General features: G+C 63.6%; 23 protein-coding genes. 18 read left to right on the top strand and 5 right to left on the bottom strand.

Annotated features, from left to right (window positions below; genetic code table 11):
* Positions 1–7: 7 nt before the first annotated feature.
* From JFU57_RS32155 to JFU57_RS32100, 13 genes are read left to right on the top strand one after another with little or no spacing between them, the layout of a single operon-like run.
* Positions 8–1,357: a cobyrinate a,c-diamide synthase gene (locus JFU57_RS32155; protein WP_201131977.1), complete on the top strand. Its 1,350-nt coding sequence runs from the start codon at positions 8–10 to the stop codon at positions 1,355–1,357.
* On the top strand, positions 1,354–2,004 hold the full coding sequence (gene bluB, locus JFU57_RS32150) for a 5,6-dimethylbenzimidazole synthase (protein ID WP_201131976.1): 651 nt from the start codon (positions 1,354–1,356) through the stop codon (positions 2,002–2,004). Before JFU57_RS32155 ends, bluB begins: the two co-directional genes overlap by 4 nt.
* Entirely contained in the window at positions 2,001–2,909 is a 909-nt protein-coding gene (gene cbiB / locus JFU57_RS32145; protein ID WP_078470798.1) for an adenosylcobinamide-phosphate synthase CbiB, read from the top strand. Before bluB ends, cbiB begins: the two co-directional genes overlap by 4 nt.
* The gene (gene cobD, locus JFU57_RS32140) at positions 2,902–3,894 is read left to right on the top strand and encodes a threonine-phosphate decarboxylase CobD (protein WP_078470797.1); all 993 of its coding nucleotides are present in this window, start codon (positions 2,902–2,904) and stop codon (positions 3,892–3,894) included. The genes cbiB and cobD overlap by 8 nt, the downstream gene beginning before the upstream one ends.
* Positions 3,891–5,342: a cobyric acid synthase gene (locus JFU57_RS32135; protein ID WP_201131975.1), complete on the top strand. Its 1,452-nt coding sequence runs from the start codon at positions 3,891–3,893 to the stop codon at positions 5,340–5,342. The genes cobD and JFU57_RS32135 overlap by 4 nt, the downstream gene beginning before the upstream one ends.
* Positions 5,343–5,384: 42 nt before the next feature.
* Positions 5,385–5,906 (top strand): bifunctional adenosylcobinamide kinase/adenosylcobinamide-phosphate guanylyltransferase, encoded by a 522-nt coding sequence (gene cobU / locus JFU57_RS32130; RefSeq protein WP_078470795.1) that lies wholly within the window; start codon positions 5,385–5,387, stop codon positions 5,904–5,906.
* Positions 5,903–6,958, top strand: a complete 1,056-nt coding sequence (gene cobT / locus JFU57_RS32125; protein WP_201131974.1) for a nicotinate-nucleotide--dimethylbenzimidazole phosphoribosyltransferase — start codon at positions 5,903–5,905, stop codon at positions 6,956–6,958. The genes cobU and cobT overlap by 4 nt, the downstream gene beginning before the upstream one ends.
* Positions 6,955–7,530 carry an alpha-ribazole phosphatase family protein gene (gene cobC, locus JFU57_RS32120; protein WP_201131973.1) on the top strand — a complete coding sequence of 192 codons (576 nt, stop codon included), beginning with the start codon at positions 6,955–6,957 and terminating at the stop codon, positions 7,528–7,530. The genes cobT and cobC overlap by 4 nt, the downstream gene beginning before the upstream one ends.
* Positions 7,531–7,532: 2 nt before the next feature.
* Positions 7,533–8,264 (top strand): adenosylcobinamide-GDP ribazoletransferase, encoded by a 732-nt coding sequence (locus JFU57_RS32115; protein WP_201131972.1) that lies wholly within the window; start codon positions 7,533–7,535, stop codon positions 8,262–8,264.
* A gap of 58 nt (positions 8,265–8,322) precedes the next feature.
* Positions 8,323–8,727, top strand: coding sequence for a MarR family winged helix-turn-helix transcriptional regulator (locus JFU57_RS32110; protein WP_078470791.1), 405 nt, complete (start codon positions 8,323–8,325; stop codon positions 8,725–8,727).
* Between the two features lie 53 nt (positions 8,728–8,780).
* A complete protein-coding gene (locus tag JFU57_RS32105) occupies positions 8,781–9,989 on the top strand; it encodes an MFS transporter (protein ID WP_446739668.1) in 1,209 nt (402 codons plus the stop codon).
* Positions 9,986–10,108, top strand: a complete 123-nt coding sequence (locus tag JFU57_RS33485; protein WP_274609809.1) for a hypothetical protein — start codon at positions 9,986–9,988, stop codon at positions 10,106–10,108. Before JFU57_RS32105 ends, JFU57_RS33485 begins: the two co-directional genes overlap by 4 nt.
* A 56-nt stretch (positions 10,109–10,164) precedes the next feature.
* Positions 10,165–10,716 (top strand): glutathione peroxidase, encoded by a 552-nt coding sequence (locus JFU57_RS32100; RefSeq protein WP_201131971.1) that lies wholly within the window; start codon positions 10,165–10,167, stop codon positions 10,714–10,716.
* A 78-nt stretch (positions 10,717–10,794) separates the two neighbouring features.
* Here the strand turns inward: JFU57_RS32100 and JFU57_RS32095 are convergent, their stop codons facing one another.
* From JFU57_RS32095 to JFU57_RS32085, 3 genes are all read right to left on the bottom strand, one after another.
* A complete protein-coding gene (locus JFU57_RS32095; protein WP_201131970.1) occupies positions 10,795–12,075 on the bottom strand; it encodes an OmpP1/FadL family transporter in 1,281 nt (426 codons plus the stop codon).
* Between the two features lie 145 nt (positions 12,076–12,220).
* Positions 12,221–12,703 carry a hypothetical protein gene (locus JFU57_RS32090; protein WP_078470787.1) on the bottom strand — a complete coding sequence of 161 codons (483 nt, stop codon included), beginning with the start codon at positions 12,701–12,703 and terminating at the stop codon, positions 12,221–12,223.
* Positions 12,704–12,983: 280 nt separating this feature from the next.
* Positions 12,984–13,208: a hypothetical protein gene (locus JFU57_RS32085; protein ID WP_008051046.1), complete on the bottom strand. Its 225-nt coding sequence runs from the start codon at positions 13,206–13,208 to the stop codon at positions 12,984–12,986.
* Positions 13,209–14,127: 919 nt separating this feature from the next.
* Between JFU57_RS32085 and JFU57_RS32080 the strand changes: the two genes are divergently transcribed.
* Together JFU57_RS32080 and rmuC are read left to right on the top strand one after the other, a co-directional pair.
* Positions 14,128–14,451, top strand: a complete 324-nt coding sequence (locus tag JFU57_RS32080) for a sel1 repeat family protein (protein ID WP_201131969.1) — start codon at positions 14,128–14,130, stop codon at positions 14,449–14,451.
* A 175-nt stretch (positions 14,452–14,626) separates the two neighbouring features.
* Positions 14,627–15,994 carry a DNA recombination protein RmuC gene (gene rmuC / locus JFU57_RS32075; protein ID WP_178102950.1) on the top strand — a complete coding sequence of 456 codons (1,368 nt, stop codon included), beginning with the start codon at positions 14,627–14,629 and terminating at the stop codon, positions 15,992–15,994.
* Between the two features lie 48 nt (positions 15,995–16,042).
* Here rmuC and JFU57_RS32070 read toward each other — a convergent pair whose 3' ends face one another.
* Together JFU57_RS32070 and JFU57_RS32065 are read right to left on the bottom strand one after the other, a co-directional pair.
* On the bottom strand, positions 16,043–19,513 hold the full coding sequence (locus tag JFU57_RS32070; RefSeq protein WP_201131968.1) for a hybrid sensor histidine kinase/response regulator: 3,471 nt from the start codon (positions 19,511–19,513) through the stop codon (positions 16,043–16,045).
* A gap of 189 nt (positions 19,514–19,702) precedes the next feature.
* A complete protein-coding gene (locus JFU57_RS32065; RefSeq protein WP_201131967.1) occupies positions 19,703–20,245 on the bottom strand; it encodes a TetR/AcrR family transcriptional regulator in 543 nt (180 codons plus the stop codon).
* A 91-nt stretch (positions 20,246–20,336) separates the two neighbouring features.
* Between JFU57_RS32065 and JFU57_RS32060 the strand changes: the two genes are divergently transcribed.
* The 3 genes from JFU57_RS32060 to JFU57_RS32050 all read left to right on the top strand — a co-directional run bounded on the left by JFU57_RS32060 (position 20,337) and on the right by JFU57_RS32050 (position 23,204).
* The gene (locus tag JFU57_RS32060; protein ID WP_078470783.1) at positions 20,337–21,542 is read left to right on the top strand and encodes an MFS transporter; all 1,206 of its coding nucleotides are present in this window, start codon (positions 20,337–20,339) and stop codon (positions 21,540–21,542) included.
* 75 nt (positions 21,543–21,617) lie between these two features.
* Entirely contained in the window at positions 21,618–21,947 is a 330-nt protein-coding gene (locus JFU57_RS32055) for a cupin (protein WP_201131966.1), read from the top strand.
* Positions 21,948–22,052: 105 nt separating this feature from the next.
* Positions 22,053–23,204, top strand: a complete 1,152-nt coding sequence (locus JFU57_RS32050; protein ID WP_201131965.1) for a TDT family transporter — start codon at positions 22,053–22,055, stop codon at positions 23,202–23,204.
* Positions 23,205–23,227 lie beyond the last annotated feature (23 nt).

Genomic DNA, 23,227 nt, shown 5'->3' with positions numbered 1-23,227 from the left:
CCCGAGCATGAGTGATGCTCGTCATTGCCCGGCGGTATTGATCGCCGCCCCGGCTTCCGGCCAGGGCAAGACCACCGTGACCGCCGCCCTGGCCCGCTTGCACCGCAACCAGGGGCGCAAGGTCAGGGTGTTCAAGTGCGGCCCGGACTTTCTCGACCCGATGATCCTCGAACGTGCCAGCGGCGCGCCGGTGTATCAGCTGGATATGTGGATGGTCGGCGAGCAAGAGAGCCGGCGCCTGTTGTGGGAGGCCGCCGCCGAGGCGGATCTGATTCTGATCGAAGGGGTCATGGGCCTGTTCGACGGCACGCCGTCCAGCGCCGACCTGGCGCGGCATTTTGGCGTGCCGGTGCTGGCGGTGATCGACGGCACGGCCATGGCCCAGACCTTCGGCGCCCTGGCTCTGGGGCTGGCACGCTACCAGCCGGACTTGCCATTCGCCGGCGTGCTGGCCAATCGGGTCGGCACCCTGCGCCACGCCCAGTTGCTCGAAGGCAGCCTGACCGAAGGCTTGCGCTGGTATGGCGCCTTGTCTCGGGAGACCGGCATCGAACTGCCGAGCCGCCACCTGGGGCTGGTGCAGGCCAGCGAACTCAACGACCTCGACCTGCGCCTGGACGCGGCGGCGCAGGCCCTGGCCGGCAGTTGCGAAGTGGCGCTGCCGCCAGCGGTCACCTTCGCCGCCCCCGAGGTAGTGAGCGCCGAGCCGTTGCTGGCCGGAGTGCGCATCGCCGTGGCCCGGGACGAGGCCTTTGCCTTCACCTATGGCGCGAGCCTGGACCTGCTGCGGGCCATGGGCGCCGAGTTGTCGTTCTTTTCGCCGATTCACGACCGCGAGCTGCCACCTGCCGACAGCCTGTACCTGCCCGGTGGCTACCCGGAACTGCATCACCAGGCCCTGGCCGAAAACAGTGCGATGCTCGCAGCGATCCGCGCCCACCACGGCGCCGGCAAACCCTTGCTCGCCGAATGTGGCGGCATGCTCTACCTGCTGGATTCCCTGACCGATGTCGAGGGGCGCAGTGCCCGTCTGCTGGGGCTGCTGCCCGGTGATGCGGTGATGCAAAAGCGCCTGGCGGCCCTGGCCCTGCAAGATGTGCAGTTGCCGGAAGGAACCTTGCGCGGCCACACCTACCACCATTCGCTGACCAGTACCGAACTGACGCCGATTGCCCGTGGCGTGAGCCCCAATGGCGGGCGCGGCGCCGAAGCGGTGTATCGCGATGGGCGGATGACCGCCTCGTATGTGCACTTCTATTTCCCGTCCAACCCGGTGGCGGTGGCGGCGCTGTTCGCCCCGGAGCCGTCGCTGGCGACTGTCGGCAAGCCGGCGCCAGCGGTAGCTGAACCTTCATGACCGACAATGCTTTTTCGGCTGCCGAACGGGCCGCGGTCTATCGGGCCATTGCCGAGCGGCGTGATATGCGCCACTTCGCCGGTGGCAGCGTCGAGCCGGTGCTGTTGCAGCGCCTGCTCGAGGCCGCGCACCAGGCGCCCAGTGTCGGCTTGATGCAGCCGTGGCGTTTTATCCGCATCAGCAACCCTGAGCTGCGCGGCAAGATCCAGCAGTTGGTGGAAGAAGAGCGGGTGCGCACGGCCGAGGCCCTGGGCGAGCGCTCCGATGAGTTCATGAAACTCAAGGTCGAGGGCATCAACGATTGTGCCGAGGTGCTGGTGGCGGCCTTGATGGATGGGCGTGAACGGCACATCTTCGGCCGCCGTACGCTGCCGGAAATGGACATGGCCTCGCTGTCCTGCGCGATCCAGAACCTATGGCTGGCGGCGCGGGCCGAGGGCCTGGGCATGGGCTGGGTGTCGCTGTTCGAACCCCAGGCCCTGGCTGACTTGCTGGGATTGCCGCCAGGGGCCAAACCGCTGGCGGTGCTGTGTCTGGGGCCGGTCACCGAGTTTTACACGGCACCGATGCTGGCGCTGGAAGGCTGGGCGCAACCGCGTCCGCTGAGTGCATTGCTGTATGAAAATTTCTGGGGAGTGAGTCAATGAGTGTGGCGTTGCTGAGTGTCGCCGGGGTTGCGCTGGATGCGCTGCTGGGCGAGCCCAAGCGCTGGCATCCGCTGGTGGCGTTCGGCCGTTTTGCCGATCGCATCGAGCAACGTTTCAATTCTGCCGGACGCGGCTGGCGCAGCCATGGGGTGACGGCCTGGGTACTGGCGGTGCTGCCGCTGACCCTATTGGCCACGGCGCTCTCATGGCTGCCTTATATCGGCTGGCTGGTGGAGATTCTGGCGTTGTATTGCGCCCTTGGCTTGCGCAGCCTGGGTGAGCATGTCGAGCCGGTGGCTCAGGCGCTGCGCAGCGATAACCTGGAGCAGGCGCGGCAGCGGGTCGGCTACCTGGTCAGTCGTGAGACCAGCGAACTGGACGCCACCGCCGTCGCTCGCGCCGCCACCGAATCGGTGCTGGAGAACGGCAGCGATGCGGTGTTCGCGGCGTTGTTCTGGTTTGCCGTGGCAGGCGCGCCGGGGGTGGTGCTCTATCGCCTGAGCAACACCCTGGACGCGATGTGGGGCTATCGTAATGAACGCTTCGAACGCTTCGGTTGGGCGGCGGCAAAAATCGACGATGTGCTCAATTACATTCCGGCGCGGCTGGTGGCTCTGACCTACGCGCTGCTAGGCAAGACCCGCCTGGCGCTCAAGTGCTGGCGGCGCCAGGGCCCGACCTGGGACAGCCCGAATGCCGGCCCGGTCATGGCGGCGGGCGCCGGAGCCCTGGGGGTGGAACTGGGCGGCGCGGCGATCTATCACGGTGAACTGCACCAGCGCCCGCCGTTGGGTGAGGGCGTGCCGGCGGATGCCGCGTCCATCGATCGCGGCTGGCAATTGGTGCAGCGCGGGGTGTGGTTATGGCTATTGATCCTGTGTGTGGGGGCTGAGTTTTATGCTTGAGCACGGCGGACGGCTGCGCAAGGCCGCGGCGCAATACGGCATCGCGGAGAACGCCTGGCTGGACCTGTCCAGTGGCCTGGCCCCCTGGCCATTTCCGATTCCGGAGATCCCCGAGCGCGCCTGGGCACGCCTGCCGGAAACCGATGACGGCCTGGAGCGCGCGGCGTGTGACTACTACGGCGCCAGCGAGGTATTGCCGGTCGCCGGGTCGCAGGCGGCGATCCAGTTGCTCCCGCGTTTGCGCCGCGCCGGCAAGGTCGGGGTGTTGTCGCCCTGTTACGCCGAACACGCCGAGGCCTGGCGCCGCAGTGGCTATATCGTGCGCGAGGTGCTGGAGCAGGAGGTCGACTTCTTCCTCGACAGCCTCGATGTGCTGGTGGTGGTCAACCCGAACAACCCCACCGGCCTGAGCCTGACTCCGGAGCGCCTGCTCGACTGGCATGGGCGCCTGGCCCAGCGCGGTGGCTGGCTGGTGGTGGATGAAGCCTTCATGGACACCACCCCGCAACTGAGCCTGGCGTCCCACGCGCATCAGGTGGGGCTGATTGTGCTGCGTTCGTTTGGCAAGTTCTTCGGCCTGGCCGGTGTGCGCCTGGGTTTTGTCCTGGCTGAACGCAAGCTGCTCAAACTGCTGGCCGAGCAGGTGGGCCCGTGGGCAGTGAGTGGCCCGACCCGGGTGGTGGGCCAGGCCTGCCTGCAGGATGCCCCGGGGCATGCGCGCCAGCGTTTGCGTTGCGACGCGGCCAGCCTGCGCCTGGCGGCCATTCTTGAGCACCACGGCCTCAAGCCGCAGGGCGGCTGCGCGCTGTTTCAATGGTTGATCGTGGCCGATGCCGAGAACCTCTACGAGTTCATGGCGCGGCGCGGCATCCTCCTGCGGCTGTTCATGCACAACAGCAGCCTGCGTTTTGGCCTGCCGGCCGATGAAGCCGACTGGTCGCGCCTGGAGCAAGCGCTGCAGGCCTATTCCAAGGACACCCCATGACCACCCTGATGGTGCAAGGCACCACTTCGGATGCCGGTAAAAGTACCCTGGTCACCGCGCTGTGCCGCTGGCTGATCCGCCAGGGTGTCAGCGTGGTGCCGTTCAAGCCGCAGAACATGGCGCTCAACAGCGCGGTCACCGCCGATGGCGGCGAAATCGGTCGGGCCCAGGCGGTCCAGGCCCAGGCTGCCAACCTCGAACCGCACACTGACATGAACCCGGTGCTGCTCAAGCCCAACAGCGATACAGGGGCCCAGGTCATCATTCATGGGCGCGCCGTCACCAGCATGAATGCGGTGGCCTATCACGACTACAAGGCCATCGCCATGCAGGCGGTGCTGGCGTCCCACCAACGGCTGAGCGCGGCTTATCCGGTGGTGATGGTGGAGGGCGCCGGGTCGCCGGCGGAGATCAATCTGCGGGCCGGCGACATCGCCAATATGGGGTTTGCCGAAGCGGTGGACTGTCCGGTGCTGTTGATTGCCGACATCAACCGCGGCGGGGTCTTCGCCCATCTGGTGGGCACTCTGGAGCTGCTGTCGGCCACTGAGCAGGCACGGGTCAAGGGTTTCATCATCAATCGTTTTCGCGGCGATATCGCCTTGCTGCAACCAGGTCTGGACTGGCTCGAGGCGCGCACCGGCAAACCGGTGGTCGGGGTCCTGCCGTATGTGATGGACCTGCACCTGGAGGCCGAGGACGGCATCGACCAGCGCCAGGCCGTCAAGGTCGAACACGTATTGAAGGTGGTGGTGCCGGTGTTGCCGCGGATCAGCAATCACACCGATTTCGATCCCCTGCGCCTGCACCCCCAGGTCGATCTGCAGTTCGTCGGGCCGGGCCAGGCGATTCCGTCGGCCGACCTGATCATCCTCCCCGGCTCGAAAAGCGTGCGCAGCGACCTGGCGTACCTGCGGGCCAATGGTTGGGAGGAGGCCATCGCCCGGCACCTGCGTTACGGCGGTAAGCTGCTGGGCATTTGTGGTGGCTTGCAGATGCTCGGCGAGCAGGTCCATGACCCGCTGGGGCTCGAAGGACCGCCGGGTTCAAGCCCGGGCCTGGGTTTGCTGGCGTTCGCTACCGAGCTTGAGGCGCACAAGCAACTGCGCAATGTGCGTGGTCGCCTGACCCTGGAGAACGCCGCCGTCAGTGGCTATGAAATCCATGCCGGAGTCACCACCGGGCCGGCCCTGGAGCGGGCGGCGGTGCTGCTGGACGACGGCCGCAGCGATGGCGCCTGCAGCGCCGATGGGCAGATTCTCGGCAGCTACCTGCACGGCCTGTTCGAGGCCCCGGCGGCTTGTACGGCGCTGTTGCGCTGGGCGGGCCTGGCAGACGTGCAGGAAGTCGATTACCACGCCCTGCGCGAGCGCGATATCGAGCGCCTGGCCGACCTGGTGGAGCAACACCTGGACACCGCCTACCTGCGTGAACTCTGTGGGCTTTAACTGGCGATCCGGTTCGCCCTTCAACCTCTAAGGTGTCCAAGCATGCTGCAACTGATACTTGGCGGTGCCCGTTCCGGGAAAAGTCGCCTGGCTGAGAAGCTCGCTGCCGACAGCGCCCTGGCCGTGACTTATATCGCCACCAGCCAGCCGCTGGATGGCGAGATGAACCAGCGCATCCTGCATCACCGCGAGCGACGTCCGGCGCACTGGGCATTGATCGAAGAACCCCTGGCCCTGGCCCGGGTGCTGAGGGAAAACGCCGCGCCCGAGCGTTGCCTGTTGGTGGATTGCCTGACCCTGTGGCTGACCAACCTGCTGATGCTCGATGACGCCGAACGCCTGGCGGCCGAGCGCGAAGCGCTGTTGCAGTGCCTGGAGGCATTGCCTGGGCAGATTATTTTTGTCAGCAACGAGACCGGTATGGGTGTCGTGCCGCTGGGCGAATTGACTCGCCGCTATGTCGATGAAGCCGGTTGGTTGCATCAAGCCCTGGCCGAGCGTTGTCAGCGAGTGATCCTGACGGTCGCCGGCCTGCCCCTGACTTTGAAAGGAACTGCATTATGAATGACTCCTGGTGGCTGCAACCGTGCAAAGCGCTGGACGCCCAGGCCCTGGAACAGGCGCAAGCCCGTCAGCAGCAGTTGACCAAGCCGGCCGGGTCTCTGGGTCGCCTGGAGCTGGCAGCGGTGCAACTGGCCGGGCTGCAAGGGCGGGTCAAGCCCGAGCTGAGCCAGCTGTGGATCGCCATTTTTGCTGGTGATCACGGGGTGGTGGCCGAAGGCGTTTCGGCTTATCCGCAGGCCGTCACCGGGCAGATGTTGCTCAACTTCGTTAGCGGCGGCGCGGCGATCAGCGTGCTGGCGCGGCAACTGGGTGCGCAGCTGGAAGTGGTCGATCTGGGCACCATCAACCCGGGCCTGGATCTGCCAGGCGTGCGCCACCTCAACCTCGGCCCCGGCACCCATAACTTCGTGAATGGCCCCGCCATGACCCGGGCCCAGGGTGAGCAAGCCTTGCAGGCCGGTCGCGATAGTGCGCGACGGGCCCTGGCCGCAGGCAGCCAGTTGTTTATCGGTGGCGAAATGGGCATCGGCAACACCACCTCGGCCAGTGCCATTGCCTGCGCGCTGCTGGAGATTCCGGTGGCGGATCTCGCCGGGCCCGGCACCGGGCTCGATGCGGCGGGTGTCAGCCACAAGGCGCAGGTGATCGAGCGCGCCTTGCAGCTCCACGGCGCCCAGCGTGAAGACGTTCTGCAGACCCTGTTCAACCTGGGCGGGTTTGAAGTGGCGGCCCTGGTCGGGGCCTACTTGGCGTGCGCCCAGGAAGGGATCGCGGTCCTGGTGGATGGTTTTATCTGCAGTGTGGCCGCCCTGGTGGCGGTACGCCTCAACCCGGGTTGCCGGCCGTGGCTGTTGTTCGGCCATCGCGGTGCTGAGCCGGGTCATCGGCATGTCCTCGACATCCTTGGCGCCGAGCCGCTACTCGAACTTGGCCTGCGCCTGGGTGAAGGCAGTGGTGCCGCGCTGGCGGTGCCGCTGTTGCGCCTGGCTTGCGACCTGCACGGGCAGATGGCAACCTTTGCCGAAGCCGCCGTGGCGGATCGTCCGGCATGACCTTGCGCCTTGACCTGCTGCGCCATGGCGAAACCGAACTCGGTGGCGGCTTGCGCGGCAGCCTGGACGATGCCCTGACTGCCAAGGGCTGGCAGCAGATGCGCCTGGCGGTCGAGGCCCAGGGGCCCTGGGATCGGCTGGTCAGTTCGCCGTTGCAGCGCTGCGCGCGCTTTGCCGACGAACTGGGGGCTCGCCTGGGGTTGCCGGTGACCCTGGAGAAAGACTTGCAGGAGCTGCATTTCGGCGCCTGGGAGGGCCAGAGTGCCGCCGCGCTGATGGAGACCGACGCCGAGGCCCTCGGGCGGTTCTGGGCTGACCCTTACAGCTTCACGCCGCCTGCGGGCGAGCCGGTGCTGGCATTTTCCGAGCGTGTATTGGCGGCTGTCGAGCGTCTGCACGGGGCGTACGCCGGGCAGCGTGTGTTGTTGATCAGCCATGGTGGAGTGATGCGCCTGTTGCTGGCCCGGGCACGGGGCTTGCCCCGCGAGCAGTTGCTGAATGTCGAGGTGGCTCACGGCGCCTTGTTTGCGTTGCGGGTCGAGGCGGATCGGCGCCTGAGCGAGGGTTGCTGAATATGCTGGCGTTCTGGATCGCCTTGCAGTTTCTCAGCAGCTTGCCGATTCGTCTGCCCGGCATGCCGCAACCCCAGGAACTGGGGCGTTCGCTGCTGTTCTATCCCCTGGTGGGGGGGCTGTTTGGCGTTGTGTTGTGGGGGCTCAACGGGCTGCTCGACGGTACGCCGTTGCTGCTGCATGGGGCCTTGCTGCTCAGTGCCTGGGTGCTGCTCAGCGGCGGCCTGCATCTGGACGGATTGGCGGACAGCGCCGATGCCTGGCTCGGCGGTTTTGGCGATCGTGAACGGACGCTGACCATCATGAAGGACCCGCGCAGCGGGCCGATCGCGGTGGTGACCCTGGTGTTGGTGCTGTTGCTCAAGTTCGTCGCGCTGGTGGCGTTGATCGAGCAGCATCACGGTGTGGCTCTGTTGCTGGCGCCGCTGATCGGACGTGCTTCGCTGCTGGGTCTGTTCCTGTGCACGCCTTATGTGCGTCCCGGGGGGCTGGGGCAGGCGCTGGCCGATCATCTGCCACGGCGTGCCGGGCGCCAGGTGCTGGCGGTGGTGGCGCTGGGGTGCGTGCTGCTTGCCGGTTACCTCGGCGTGTTCACACTGCTGTTGTCGGCCGTGGTGTTTTTCTGGCTGCGCCAGCTGATGCTGCGCCGTCTGGGCGGCACCACGGGCGACACCGCGGGGGCCTTGCTGGAATTGTTGGAAGTGGCGGTGCTGGTGGGCCTGGCGTTGTTCTGAGCCGGGCCTTGAATGCAAAATTCTTGCTTTACATGAATCGCGGGTATATACACGCACCATGCTTCCTTCTCAATGTTTGTGCACCAACCTGCGTCGTGCCGCCCGTGGCGTCAGCAGGTATTACGACGGCGCCCTCGACGGCTTCGGGATCAACGTTGCCCAGTATTCCTTGCTGTGCAATCTGCAACGCCTGGATCAGCCGAGTATTTCCAGCCTGGCTGAAGCCATGGGCCTGGATCGCAGCACCCTGGGGCGCAATTTGCGGGTTCTGGAAGGCGAGGGCCTGGTGACGCTGGTGGAGGGTGAAGATCAGCGCAATCGCCTGGTGTTGCTGACCGAAGCCGGCTGTGAGCGCCTGGTGGCGGCGCTGCCGGCCTGGGAAGCCGCGCAGCAGCGTTTGATCGATCGCCTGGGTGCAGAGAAGCGCGAAACCTTGTTGGCCTTGCTCAACGAATTGGCTTGAACGCCATTCGTTCGTTTATAAGCGGGTAGATACCCGTAATTTGGAGAATAAAAATGTCATCGATGTGGCGTACCAGCGGTTGGGTGCTTCTGGGCAGTGCGTTGATTCTGGCGCTGTCCCTCGGGGTGCGTCACGGCTTTGGCCTGTTCTTGCCGCCCATGAGCGCGCAGTTTGGCTGGGGGCGTGAGGTGTTTGCCTTTGCCATCGCCTTGCAGAACCTGATCTGGGGCCTGGCGCAACCCTTTACCGGCGCCTTGGCTGACCGCTTTGGCGCGGCCAAGGTGGTGCTGATCGGCGGCGTGCTCTATGCGATCGGCCTGGTGTTCATGGGACTCTCGGATTCGCCGTTGTCGCTGTCCCTGAGCGCCGGCCTGCTGATCGGCATCGGCCTGTCGGGGACCTCGTTTTCGGTGATTCTCGGCGTCGTCGGCCGTGCCTTGCCAGCGGAAAAACGCAGCATGGGCATGGGCGTCGCCAGTGCCGCCGGTTCGTTCGGCCAATTCGCCATGTTGCCGGGCACCCTGGGGCTGATCGGCTGGCTGGGCTGGTCCTCGGCCCTGCTGGTACTGGGCCTGCTGGTGGCGCTGATCGTGCCGCTGGTGAGCATGCTCAAGGACAAGCCATTGCCGGTGCTCGGTCATGAGCAGAGCCTGGGCCAGGCGCTGCGCGAGGCGTGCGGGCATTCCGGGTTCTGGCTGCTGGCCTTCGGCTTTTTCGTCTGTGGCTTTCAGGTGGTGTTTATCGGCGTGCACTTGCCGGCCTACCTGGTGGATCAGCACCTGCCGGCCACGGTGGGCACCACGGTGCTGGCGCTGATCGGGCTGTTCAATATCTTCGGTACCTATACCGCCGGCTGGCTCGGCGGGCGGATGTCCAAGCCGCGCTTGCTGACCGGGCTCTATCTGATGCGGGCGGTGGTCATCGGGTTGTTCCTGTGGCTGCCGGTGACCCAGACCAGCGCCTACCTGTTCGGCATGGCGATGGGCTTTCTCTGGCTGTCGACCGTGCCCTTGACCAACGGCACGGTGGCGACGTTGTTCGGCGTGCGCAACTTGTCCATGCTCGGCGGCATTGTGTTTCTCTTCCACCAGTTGGGTTCGTTCCTGGGTGGCTGGCTGGGAGGTGTGGTGTATGACCGAACCGGGAGTTATGACTTGATCTGGCAGGTTGCGATTCTCTTGAGTCTGTTGGCGGCCGCTCTCAATTGGCCCGTGCGGGAGCGCCCGGTGGCACGCCTGCAAGCCCAGGCAGGCGCGGTGTGAGGCGTATAGGCTGGCTTGGCCTGGGCCTGGTGCTCGGAACCGGGCTGGTGCTGCTGGCCTGGTGGGGCTGGCAGCGCGGTGGGCTGGCGCTGATGGAGTTGGGCATGGGCGCTTGCTAGGGGCGACGGCAGGCGAGTAACGTCGCGGTCTGACGATTTGATCAAGGACGCAGAATATGTTGATGCGCTGGCTTGCGGTTCCAGCTCTATTCGTTGCCCTGGGGAGTTCGGCCTGGGCCGCAGACTGCCCATCCCTGTTGCAAGGCTCGTTGCCCAAGCTCCACGCCAAGGAGTCCATCGACCTGTGCCAGCGCTTTGCTGGCAAGCCGTTGATCGTGGTCAACACCGCGAGCTTCTGCGGTTTTGCCCCGCAGTTCAAAGGTCTGGAAGCCTTGTATCAGCGCTATAAGGAGCAAGGGTTGGAGGTGCTGGGCGTGCCCTCCAATGACTTCAAACAGGAGGCCAAGGACGGCGCGGAAACCGCCAAGGTCTGCTACGTCAACTACGGCGTGACCTTCACCATGAGCGAGCCGCAGAAAGTCCGGGGCCCGGACGCCGTGCACCTGTTCAAGGTTCTGGCCGAACAGAGCAGCGCGCCGAAATGGAATTTTTACAAGTACGTGGTCGACCGCCAGGGGCGGGTGATTGCCAACTTTTCCAGCTTGACCAAACCCGACAGCCCGGAGTTGATCAAGGCGGTGGAAAAAGCCCTGGCATCGAAATCTTGAGCACGCATTCACTGCCCAATAAAAAACCCGCATGTGCGGGTTTTTTATTGGGCTTGAAGCTGCGCGATCTACAAGATGTTAGAACTTGTAGGTGGCGCCCAGGCCGTAGCCCCATGCGCTGTTCTGGTAGGTAGCGCTGTAATTGTTGCCTTTGCCGGTTCTGTTGACGTTGACGTCTTCTTCCTTCAGGTAGGAAACAGCCAGGTCCAGAGTCAGGTCATCAGTCGGGCTGTAGCCAGCACCGAAGCTGATTGCCTTACGGTCGCCGGTGGGGATGCGGACAGAACGATCGGTGTTGTTGGTTGGCGCCTGGTCAACCGAGAGGCCGCTGCGCAAAACCCACTCTTTGTTGACCTTGTAGGAAACCCCAACAGCCGAGGCCCAGGTATCGTGCCAGTTCTGTGGCTCGGTGATGGTGCCGACGGGGCCGGCGGAACCGCCGAGCAGGGCGGGAACACTGTCGTTGTTCACGGTGATGTCTTTTAGACGGCTCCAGCGAGTCCAGGTGCTGCCTGCGTAGACGGTCCACTGATCATCCAGTTTTTGGGTGACCGAGAAGTCGACGATTTCCGGGGTGGTGATGTCTAGCGAGGCGTCGTAACGGTTGCCGCTGAACGGACCAAAGCCCGGGCCGGCAACGTCGGTGTGGCCGTCCAGCTTGTACTTGACCTTCGAGTGGTAGGTCAAACCCAGGCGAGTGGCTTCAGTAGGCTGGACGATGATGCCGACGTTGTAGCCGATGGCGGTATCGTCACCCTTGATCTTCACGCTGCCGTCGTTGCGGCCGAAAAGCGCAGGGTTTGGAAACGGGGTTGCCGAAGTCAGTTCACCGCTCAGGCGGTTGATGGTCGGGCCGAAACCGATCGACACCATGTCATTGAAGGCATAGCTGACAGTCGGTTGCAGGGTGATGACCTTGACGATGCTCTTGTCGCCGTAATAGCGGCTGGCAGAGGTGGATTCATAGTTGGTAACCAGGCCGAAAGGTGCATAGGCGCCCAGGCCCACTGCCCAGCCGTTGCCCAGTTGCTTGACGAAGAAGCCCATGGGAACGCTGGTGAACGGGACCATATCACCGTCACTGGTGCCGCCAGGTGGGCCGCCCCTGACGTTTTTCAGATTGGTCTTGGCATCGATTGCTGCTACGCCGGCAGTTACTTGGTCGCGTTGCAACAGGGACATGCCGGCAGGGTTGCCGTAAACAGTGCTGGCATCTTCGGCAGAAGAAGAACGCCCCGCGAAACCGGTACCCATGCCGCTGATGCTTTGTTCGTTAAGAGCAAAACCACTGGCGAAGAGCTGGGTAGAGGCAAGTGCAACTGCGAGACTTATGGTGGATTTGAGCATTACTTTTTTCATTATTAGAACTCCTGGTGATCACCGAGGCGGAAATTACCAACATTTTCGTTTTGGCGCTATAGGCTGTATGCCTTGATTTAGAGCGGTTTTGTAGGACAATCCGACCAAAAATGGCGTTTCTTCGCCGATCGTGTAAAAAGCGCGATCAGCAGGGGAGGAGGTTCAGCGGGGAGACATGGGTTTTCCAGGCGCAGGTGAAATCCCGCAACCGTCCTTGGGGTTGGAAAGTCTGTCTCCAGAGGCGGGCCATGCCGAGCAGGTCGTCGGCAGCCGGCAGTGCGGTTTGTTGTTCTTCGATCAGCAGCCAGGCTATGGCCGTGGCATAGCGCAGATTTACCGTGAGTTCCAGGTGAGGGCTGCTCAGGAAAGCATGCTGGCTGGCCAGGCCCCGGACTCGGCTGGCGAGTTCGGGGTCGAGGGCCAGGTACAGGTCCCAGAGGGCCGCGTGGCGGCGTTCGGCAATGCAGTAGAGGCCATGGCCGCGGCGGTCGTGCAGGGCTGAGCCCAGGTCCGATTGGCTGGCGGCGATGCCCAGCAACAACGATTCTGCGCATGGACTGTGGCGACCCAGATACTGCAGGGTCGGACGAATCACATACAGACGCAGTTCCCTGGCCGCAATCCCCATAACACCCTCGACACTCCGGTTTGTTATTGGTCGGCGATGCCTGACATCGGGCTTGGCAGCAGTGGATCGGGTCAGGTTCGCCGGAAGCGGATCATGCCGCTTGAGTTGAAGTGTAGTGTCATATATTTGATGTAAAGGACTGTTTTTAAAATATTTTCGGCTTCCCGTTATAACCGTTATATCTATTCGTACTTTATTCGGCCGGGGATAAACAGAAACAACAGGCAATAAAAAGCCCCGCGTTCAGGCGAGGCTTTTGGGGTTGCGACGTTCTGGCGTTTCAGGCAACCAGTGCCTGACGGGTACGCTCGATCACTGCCTGCAGCGGTTCTGCGCTGGAGTATTGATCGGGGTACAGGCGTTCGCTGTGACGAGCGATGCCGTGTTCGTTGACCAGGGTGAAGCTGAAGCAGCCTTTGCGAGCGGCCATGATCAGGCAGTTCATTGGTGCAAAGGCGTTGGTTAGGGTGCGAATGGCATCCTGAGTCTGGATTTGAGTAGACATAGTTATTAGGTGTTCCTACAAATGACACGGTTAAGAACCGTGCAACGTTAAAACGTTCCAGTAACGTCGACCACCATTGGTCGAACGACGAACCCGACTGGAACAAAGCAGCCAGTTGCAAGCGCTTTTGATATGAATGCGCTAAGGCTGGCAGGTAGGTACTTAGGAGGGCAGGCAACACAACAAGGGCAAAGGTTCTGGGCCCGGGGTGAAGATCCTGATCAATTTGCAGGTTGGTTCGGTCAGAGTAAATGTGCTTCGCGACACCCTTTGCTTTCGATTCAAAGGCCGTGTCGTCGTAAGTTTTACCTGGAAACCATCGAGGTGGTCGATCCCATGTTGTCGGTGGCAGCTGCGCTTGAGGGCAGCGTTACCGGGGGACTTGTTCGACCAGAATTGACTTTCAGCTTGGTACTAACGCCGCGGATAGTATCGTGTTGAATGCGAGGATGCAAGTGTGTTAGGAAAAAATATCTATCATGGTCAGCAATGGGGCTCAGGCCAGGGGATGCAGGGCCGTCGCCCAGGTGCCGGTGCGTCGTAGCCACTTTTCTCCACAGGTGCGCCCGGGTCTGGTGCGGCGATATAACCCCGAACAAGGTACTTGTGCACATTAGTTGCGCGGCATGTCACCGCGCTGTCACTTGGGTCGTTGGGCCGGCCATTGCCTGTGATGAAAATTTAAGTCAATGAAAAACATCGGTTTTTTTTACTGGTGAAAAAATCGTCAGTTTGAGCGTGAGCCCCGTCCCATGGGGCTTTCGGCGAGTTGTGGAGGGGTTGTCCACTGACTTATCCACAGCTTCTGTGGATTGTCCCAAGCGCTTGCTCTAGCACGGGCATGCAGGCTTTTTTAAGCTTTACCCCTGCGAAAAAAGGAGTAGAGTGGCGCGCCTTCCGATCTGCCCCACAGTGTTTTATGAAGTTTCGCTCAGTATCACCTGCTGTTACCGCCGCACCTGCGAGTGTTACCGCCCCCAAGCGCTTTTCCTTGCGCGTGGCCCTGTGGCTGCTCGACAGCCCACGCCTGGGCGACAACCCCAACGTCAAGCATTTCGCCGGACGCCTGCTCAAGCAGCCGGCCCGTGAAGGGGTCGTGGCCGCGCAAAGCCGCCTGGGCCAATTGATGTGCCGCGAGTGCGGCAATGCCCGAGATCGTCGGATTGGCCAGGACCTGCTGCGCCAGGCGGCGCGCGCGGGTGATCGCCGTGCACAGCGCGAGCTGGGTCAGATCGACGACTGAGCTGTCCAAGGACCTGCGCCTTGGTTAACCTTCAGGCTTTATTTCAAGGGCGGGAGCCGCTATGGCGATGGACTTGACCAGCCTGTTGCTCGGCCTGGCAGCGGCGGCGGTACCGCTGCTGGCGCTGGCCTGGCAACTGCAACGACGTGCCAGCAGCCGCCAGACTGAACTGTCGTTGCTCGAAGAGCGCCTGGCCACTGCGCAACTGGCCCAGGAGGGCCTGGCGGCGCAATTGGATGCCTGTCGCGACGAAATCAGTGACCTGAGCCAGGCCAACGGCGCCAAGCAGGCCGATCTGGCGGCGGTGCGCCGTGAGGTCGAGCTGCTGCAGATCGAGCGCGATAATGCCCGCGACGCGGCCCACGCCTGGAACCTAGAACGTGCCGGCAAAGAGGCCGAGCTGCGCCGGCTGGATGCCCAGGCTGCCTCTCTGCATGCCGAGCTGCGGGAACAACAGGAAAGCCATCAACAGCGCCTGAGCGATTTGCAGGGCTCGCGAGATGAACTGCGGGCGCAATTTGCCGAGCTGGCCGGGAAAATCTTCGATGAGCGCGAGCAGCGCTTTGCCGAGAACAGCCAGCAGCGCCTCGGGCAGTTGCTCGACCCATTGAAGGAACGCATCCAGTCGTTCGAGAAGCGGGTCGAGGAAAGTTACCAGGCCGAGGCCCGCGAGCGTTTCTCCCTGGCCAAGGAGCTGGAGCGCCTGCAGCAGTTGAACCTGCGCCTGAGCGACGAGGCGACCAACCTGACCCGCGCCCTCAAGGGCCAGAAAACCCAGGGCAACTGGGGCGAGCTGATTCTGGAGCGGGTGCTGGAGCACGCCGGGCTGGAAAAGGGCCGCGAGTATCAGACCCAGGTCAGCCTCAAGGGCCCGGACGGCGAGCGCTTCCAGCCCGATGTGCTGATCATGTTGCCGGGCGACAAGCAAGTGGTGGTGGATTCCAAGGTCAGCCTGACCGCCTATCAGCAGTACGTCGTCGCCGATGACGAGGTGATTGGCCAGGCGGCGCTCAAGCAGCACGTACTGTCCTTGCGCAATCACGTCAAAGGCTTGGCCGGCAAGGATTACAAGCGCCTTGAAGGGCTGCACAGCCTGGATTTCGTGCTGCTGTTCGTGCCGATCGAAGCGGCTTTTTCCGCAGCCCTGCAGGCCGAGCCGAATCTGTTCCAGGAAGCCTTTGACCGCAATATCGTGATTGTCAGCCCGACCACCTTGCTGGCCACCCTGCGAGTGATCGACAGCCTGTGGAAGCAGGAGCGGCAAAGCCAGAACGCCCGGGAAATTGCCGAGCGGGCCGGGTGGCTGTACGACAAGTTCGTGCTGTTTATTCAGGATCTGGATGAAGTCGGCAATCGTCTGCAGCAACTGGACAAGGCCTACAGTGCGGCGCGAAACAAACTTACAGAAGGGCGCGGCAACCTCGTCAGCCGCAGCGAACAACTCAAGCTGCTCGGCGCCCGTGCCAGCAAGAGCCTGCCAGCCGACCTGCTGGAGCGGGCAATGACCGACGCCAATGGCGAGCTGCTCGAACTGCCCGAGTAACCCCACGCGCATCGTCCCGGGCCGGGGCTGACCCCTAGGCGCTCTGGCTCAGAGCGGCAGGTGGCGGCTGAGCAGGGCCCTCAAGGCGGCCGGCTTCACCGGCTTGGCCAGGTAGTCGAGGCCCGCTGCATGCACCTCGGCCACCATCTCCGGGCGGCCGTCCGCGCTGATCACCACCCCGGGCACCGGCTCGCCAAGCTGGGTACGCAGCCACGCCATGAGCTCGGTTCCGGTTTCGCCGTCGTCCAGGTGATAGTCGACCAGGGCCAGTTGTGGGCGAACGCCCTCGCTGAGCAGCGCGGCGCATTCTTCGCGGTTGCGCGCGGTCCACACCTGGCAGCCCCAGCGGCTGAGCAGGCTGTTCATGCCAATCAGGATGCTGTCTTCATTGTCGATGCACAGCACCTGGGCGCCGCTGGGCAGCGTGCCGTTAGGCTCGGCGGTCTTGCCGGGTGCAGCGGCAGGAGTACGCGCCAGGGGCACGCTGACGCTGAACACGCTGCCCTGGCCCGGCCAGGATCTGACTTGCAGGCCATGGTTGAGCACCCGGCACAGGCCATCGGCGATCGCCAGCCCCAGCCCCAGGCCTTTTTCGGCGCGGGTCTGGTGGCTGTCGAGGCGTTTGAACTCCTCGAAAATCACTTGCTGCTTGTCCTGTGGAATCCCCGGGCCGCGGTCCCAGACTTCCAGGCACAGTTGATCGCCGCGACGGCGCACGCCCAGTAGCACCGGGCCCTTGGCATAGCGGAAAGCGTTGGTCAGGAAGTTCTGCAGGATGCGCCGCAAGAGCTTGATATCGCTGTCGACCCGCAGGCGGCTGCCGCGCAGGCGGAATTTCAGGCCTTGTTCCTGAGCCAGGGCCTTGAATTCGGCGCCGAGGGTGTCGAACAGTTCGTTGAGTACGAACGGCTTGCGGTCGGGATTGATCTTGCCGTTTTCCAGGCGCGAGATGTCCAGCAGGTCACTGATCAGGTCTTCGGCGGAGCGCAGCGAGCTGTCCAGGTGTTGCACCAGTTGCTGGGCTTCGGTGGACAGGCCGTCGTCCTGGTGAGACAGAGCGGCGGAGAACAGGCGAGCGGCGTTCAGCGGCTGCATCAGGTCATGACTGACGGCCGCCAGGAAGCGTGTCTTGGATTGGTTGGCCGACTCGGCGGTGCCCTTGGCTTCCGTCAGCGCGGCGTTGAGTTGCGACAGTTCGTGGGTGCGTTCGGCAACCCGCTGCTCCAGGCCTTCGTTGGCCTCGGTCAGCGCCTGCTCGGCTTCGCGGAACGGGGTGATGTCGGTGAAGCTCATGACGAAACCGCCACCGGGCATCGGGTTGCCGATCAGCTCGATGACCCTGCCATTGGGGAACAGCCGTTCGGACGTGTGGGCGCGGCCCTGGCGCATCCAGTGCAGGCGCCGCGCCACGTGGACCTCGGCCTCGCCTGCACCGCACAAGCCGCGCTCGGCGTTGTAGCGAATGATGTCGGCGATCGGCCGGCCGACGCTGATCAACCCTTCCGGGTAGTTGAACAGCTCCAGATAGCGTCGGTTCCAGGCCACCAGTTTCAGCGACTGGTCGACCACGCTGATGCCCTGGGTGATGTTCTCGATGGCGCCCTGCAGCAGCGCGCGGTTGAACTGCAAGACCTCAGAGGCTTCATCGGCGATGCGCACCACGTCTTCAAGCTGCATCTCCCGGCCCTCGATGGCGGCCTTGACCACCGCGCGAGTCGAGGAGGCGCCGAGCACACCCGCCAGCAGGCGCTCGGTGTGGGCGATCCATTCGCCATCGGCATTCTGGTTGGGGTTGAACCCTTTGCCCTGGCGGTAGGCGAAGCGGATAAAGCTCTGGCGCGCGCGTTCTTCACCGACAAAACGTGCCGCGAGTTTCAGCAGGTCATCGATCTGCACCGAGAGCATCGAACGTGAACTGGGGCGGCCGCTGATTTCCTGGCCGATAAAGCGTCCGGCCTGCCAGTGCTCGGAAACCCGGGTGCGCGACAGCACCGAGACCCAGGCAAACAGGGTGAAGTTGCCCGCCAGCGACAGCACCACGCCCTGGGTCAGCGGGGTGATCGGCAGCCCCAGCGGGTTGCTGTGCAGCCAGGCCAGGCCTGGAAAGCTGCTCAGGGACCAGCCCAGGCTGTGGGCAGCAATCGGCAGGATCAGGGTGTAGAACCACAGGAAAGTACCGGCGGCCAGGCCGGCGAACACGCCACGGCGGTTGGCCTGTTTCCAGTACAGCGCGCCGAGCATGGCCGGCGCCAGTTGGGTCACGGCGGCAAAGGCGATCTGGCCGATGGTCGCCAGGCTCGCGGTGGAGCCCAGCAGGCGATAGCTGACGTAGGCCAGCAGCAAAATCACGACGATGCTGACCCGGCGCACCGAGAGCATCCAATGGCGAAACACTTCGAACGGCCGCTCGGCGTTTTTGCGCCGCAGCAGCCAGGGCAGCAGCATGTCGTTGGAGACCATGGTCGACAGCGCGACGCTGGCCACGATCACCATGCCGGTGGCCGCCGAAGCGCCACCGATAAACGCCAGCAGGGCCAGGGCAGGGTGGGCCTGGGCCAGGGGCAGGCTGATCACGAAGGAGTCGGGCAGCACCGAGCTGGGCAGGAGCATCTGCCCGGCGAGGGCAATCGGCACTACAAACAGCGCGGCCAGGGCCAGGTAGGCCGGGAACACCCACTTGGCCAGGCGCAGGTCCTGGGGTTCGATGTTCTCCACCACGGTGACGTGGAACTGCCGGGGCAGGCAGATGATGGCCATCATCGCGACACCGGTCTGGACCACCATCGACGGCCAATTGATGGTTTCTTTCCAGTATTGCTCCAGACGCGGGGCGAGCATGGCCTGGTTGAACAGGTCGTCGAAGCCGTCATAGAGGCCGAACGTGACGAAGGCACCGACGGCGAGGAAGGCAAATAGCTTGACCAGGGATTCGAAGGCAATCGCCAGCACCATGCCCCGGTGGTGCTCGGTGGCGTCGAGGTTGCGGGTGCCGAAGACGATGGTGAACAAGGCCAGGATCAGCGACACGATCAGCGCTGTGTCTTGCGCGCGGGTGCCCATGGCATCGGCCCCGGCGCCGATCAGCAGGTTGACCCCGAGCACGATGCCCTTGAGCTGCAAGGCGATGTAAGGCAGGACGCCGACCAGGCAGATCAGCGCCACCACCACCGCCAGGGACTGGGATTTGCCATAACGTGCGGCAATGAAGTCGGCGATTGAGGTGATGTTTTCCTGCTTGCTGATCAGCACCATCTTTTGCAGGACCCAGGGCGCCAGCACCAGGAGCAGGATCGGCCCCAGGTAGATCGGCAGGAATGACCAGAGCTGTTCCGCCGCCTGGCCCACGGCGCCGAAGAAGGTCCAGCTGGTGCAGTACACCGCCAGGGACAGGCTGTACACCCAGGCACGCACCCGCGGCGGCAACGGCGCGCTGCGGCGGTCGCCGTAGAAGGCGATGGCGAACATGATGGCCATATAGGCCAGGGCGACGGCGGCGATCAGCCCGCTGGACAGCGACATGGGAACTCCGGACAAAAAGGCATCCGGGCACTCCAGCCCGGCCCGACAGTCTCGCACGATGTCCGGGGTTAGTCAGTGTCGACCATGGTATTGGCGTGGCCTGGTGTCGCAGGGCTTGCGGGCCGTTTTCGGCATAGGCTGGCAGGCTGGGGAAGTGGCGTTCTGGGGCGCTTTGAACGGGCGTCGGGCTTATTGCCCAAGCGCCAGTTCGATCAGTTCATGCAGCTCTGGAACCGTCAGCGGCGTGGCTGAAAACAGGATGCGGAATACGGTTGGCGCCACCACCAGGTTAAGCAGGCGGTCGACGCTGGGCGGCGTGTCGGCAGTCGGGTAGCGAGCGAGGATGATCTGCAATTGGCCGCCGAGGATGGTCACGCAGTAGCCGGGAGTGGCGCTGCACTGCACGTCACGCATCATGTTGCGCCCGGGCTCCGAGCTCATTTCATCCAGGTACTGTTCGGCCCAGGCGCGCAGGTCGCCGCGCAGGCTGCCGGTGTTGGCGGGCTCGCTGTCTGGCTGCATGCGCGCCAGGGCGACATCCGCCAGCAGCGCCGACAAATCGCCCCAGCGCCGGTAAATGGTCGACGGCGTGACCCCGGCACGTGCGGCGATCTGCGGCACGGTCAGGGTCGCGCGCTCCTGTTGTTCCAGGAGTTCGCGGACTGCCGAGTGGATGGATTCCTGAACCCGGGCGCTGCGGCCGCCTGGGCGTAAACCTTCTTTAATAGCCATGGGCGGCACCTTAACACAAAGAATTTGCTTTAAGCTCGAGCCAGTAGCACACTGCGCAAAAGCAAAATATTAGCTTTAGCGGAGCGTGCCCATGTCCAGCCTTGCCGACACCCCGGTGTCAAACCGTCCCAGCCTGGTGTTTTTGGCTATCACCTTGCTCAGTTTCCTAGCTGCCTCCAGCGCGCCGACCCCGCTGTATCACCTGTACCAGGAGGCCATGGGGTTTTCCCCCGCCACCCTGACCCTGATTTTCGGCGTCTATGCCCTGAGCCTGCTGGCCGCCTTGCTGACGGTGGGTTCGTTATCGGATTACCTGGGGCGCAAGCCGGTGATCTTTATTGCCTTGCTCCTGGATATTCTGGCGATGCTGCTGTTTATCAATGGCCACAGCGTGGCGTGGCTGGTGGCTGCGCGGGTGATGCAGGGCTTTGCCACCGGCATGGCCACCAGCGTGCTGGGCGCGGCCCTGCTCGATACGGATCGCCAGCAGGGGCCGTTGGTCAATAGCGTGGCGCCCTTGCTGGGCATGGCCTGCGGCGCCATGGGCACGGGGTTGCTGGTGGAGTTCGCGCCGCTGCCGCTGCAGTTGGCCTACTGGATTCTGTTGCTGTTGTTCGTGGCGCAGGCGTTGTACGTCTGGCGCTTGCCGGAAAGTGTCAGCCCCCAGCCAGGCGCCTGGGCCTCGCTGCGTCCGACTCTGCATGTGCCGCCCCAGGCGCGACGGGCCTTGTGGCTGGCGCTGCCGGTGGATATAGCGGTCTGGGCCATGGGCGGTTTTTACCTGTCATTGGCGCCTTCCCTGGTGCGGGCGGCCACCGGGTCCACTTCGAACCTGATCGGAGGCGGCCTGGTTGCCGTCTTGACCCTGAGCGGTGCGCTGATGATTTTCACCCTGCGCAATCGCCCGGCCGACAAGGTGCTGCGCTTGGGCGCCGGGCTGCTGGCCGCCGGGGTCATGTTGATTCTGTGTGCGGTGCACAGCGCCAGCCTGGCGCTGTTTTTCTTCGGCACCCTGGTGGCCGGCAGCGGCTTTGGCGCCGGCTTTCTCGGGGCGCTGCGCAGTGTGGTGCCCCTGGCCTTGCCCCATGAGCGGGCGGGGTTGATGTCGGCGTTTTATGTCCTGAGTTACCTGGCGTTCTGCCTGCCGTCGCTGTTGGCCGGCAACCTGACCCGCACCTTCGGCCTGATCGCCACCACCGACGGCTATGGCGCGGTCTTGATCATGCTGGCCCTCGGCGCCTTGTTGGCCCTGGTGCGTCAAGGTTCGGCCAACGCCTGCACCGCTAATGGCCGGTGATAAAACAGCCGCCGATTTCCTGTCGCCTCGGGTTAGCCTTGCGTTCCTGAGGCGCCAGGGCGCATGGACCCCGTTATGGAGCAGCACGCCGTGACCAAGATTATTCGCAGCAAATCCTTCACCGGTGAGCGCGCCTGGGCGGCGCTGGATATCGCCTCCATGAACGGCATCACCACCCGCCTGCACTGGACCGACCAGCCCTATAAATGGCACATCAACGATGGCCAGGAAGTGTTTGTGGTGCTCGATGGCTGCGTGCAGATGCGTTACCGGGAGGCGGGCGTTGAAAAGGCGGTGCAGTTGGAGGTGGGCGATATCTTTTATGCGGATGTCGGCACCGAGCATGTGGCCCATCCACAAGGCGTGGCGCGAATCCTGGTGATCGAAAGCGAAGGCAGCGTCTGATCTATATCTGCAAAGTAGATAACAGATAGAGAAATTACCCGTTATATAGATATTCTATTCGCTTCTATCATGGGCTCCACCTCATCAGAGGACAGGAGGCACGCCATGCAATGCTCTAAAACTCCCGCCAGCCAGCGCCGCCCGCTGAGCCAGTTGCAGCACCCAGGGGAAGCCATTCGGCACTTCACCCCCAACTGGTTCGCTGCCACCATGGGCACCGGTGTCCTGGCGTTGGCCCTGGCCCAGTTGCCGCTGCAAGTCCCGGGTTTGCACCTGCTGGCCGAAGGCTTGTGGTGGTTCACCATTTTTCTGTTTCTGTTATTCAGCGCGGCCTATGCCGCGCGCTGGATGCTGTTTTTCGATGAAGCACGGCGGATCTTCGGCCATTCCACGGTCTCGATGTTTTTCGGCACCATTCCCATGGGGCTGGCGACCATCATCAATGGCTTCCTGCTATTTGGCGTACCGCGCTGGGGCCAGGGCGTGGTGTCGCTGGCCGAGGTCTTGTGGTGGCTGGATGTGGCTCTGTCGCTGGCCTGTGGGGTGTTGATCCCCTACATGATGTTCACCCGCCAGGAGCACAGCATCGACCAGATGACGGCCGTCTGGCTGTTGCCGGTGGTGGCCGCGGAAGTAGCGGCGGCCAGTGGCGGCCTGCTTGCACCCCATCTGCTGGAGGCGCATTCGCAGTGGGTAGTGCTGGTGACCAGTTACGTGCTGTGGGCGTTTTCGTTGCCCGTGGCCTTCAGCATCCTGACGATCCTCATGCTGCGCATGGCCTTGCACAAATTGCCTCACGAGAGCATGGCCGCCTCGAGCTGGCTGGCCCTCGGACCGATCGGCACCGGGGCCCTGGGCATGTTGCTGCTGGGGAGCGACGCGCCGGCGATCTTCGCCGCCAATGGCTTGCCGGGCATCGGCGAAATCGCAGCCGGGCTGGGGCTGGTCGCCGGGATCACGCTGTGGGGCTTCGGCTTGTGGTGGATGTTGATGGCGGTCTTGATCACTCGGCGCTACCTGCGTGCCGGCATCCCGTTCAACCTCGGGTGGTGGGGCTTTACCTTTCCTTTGGGGGTGTACGCGCTGGCCACCCTGAAATTGGCGAGCACCTTGAACCTGACCTTCTTCAGTATCTTTGGCAGCGTGCTGGTGCTGGCACTGGCGATCATGTGGCTGATCGTGGCCAAGCGCACCGTGCAAGGCGCCTATAAAGGCGAGCTGTTTGTTTCGCCCTGCATCGCAGGATTAGCGAAATAATTGCTCAGGATTAGGTAAGGTTG

This window comes from Pseudomonas sp. TH07 (assembly GCF_016651285.1).
Classification (GTDB): domain Bacteria; phylum Pseudomonadota; class Gammaproteobacteria; order Pseudomonadales; family Pseudomonadaceae; genus Aquipseudomonas.
The sequence above is the reverse complement of the archived record's forward strand: the minus strand, read 5'-3'. Positions and strand labels throughout refer to the sequence as shown.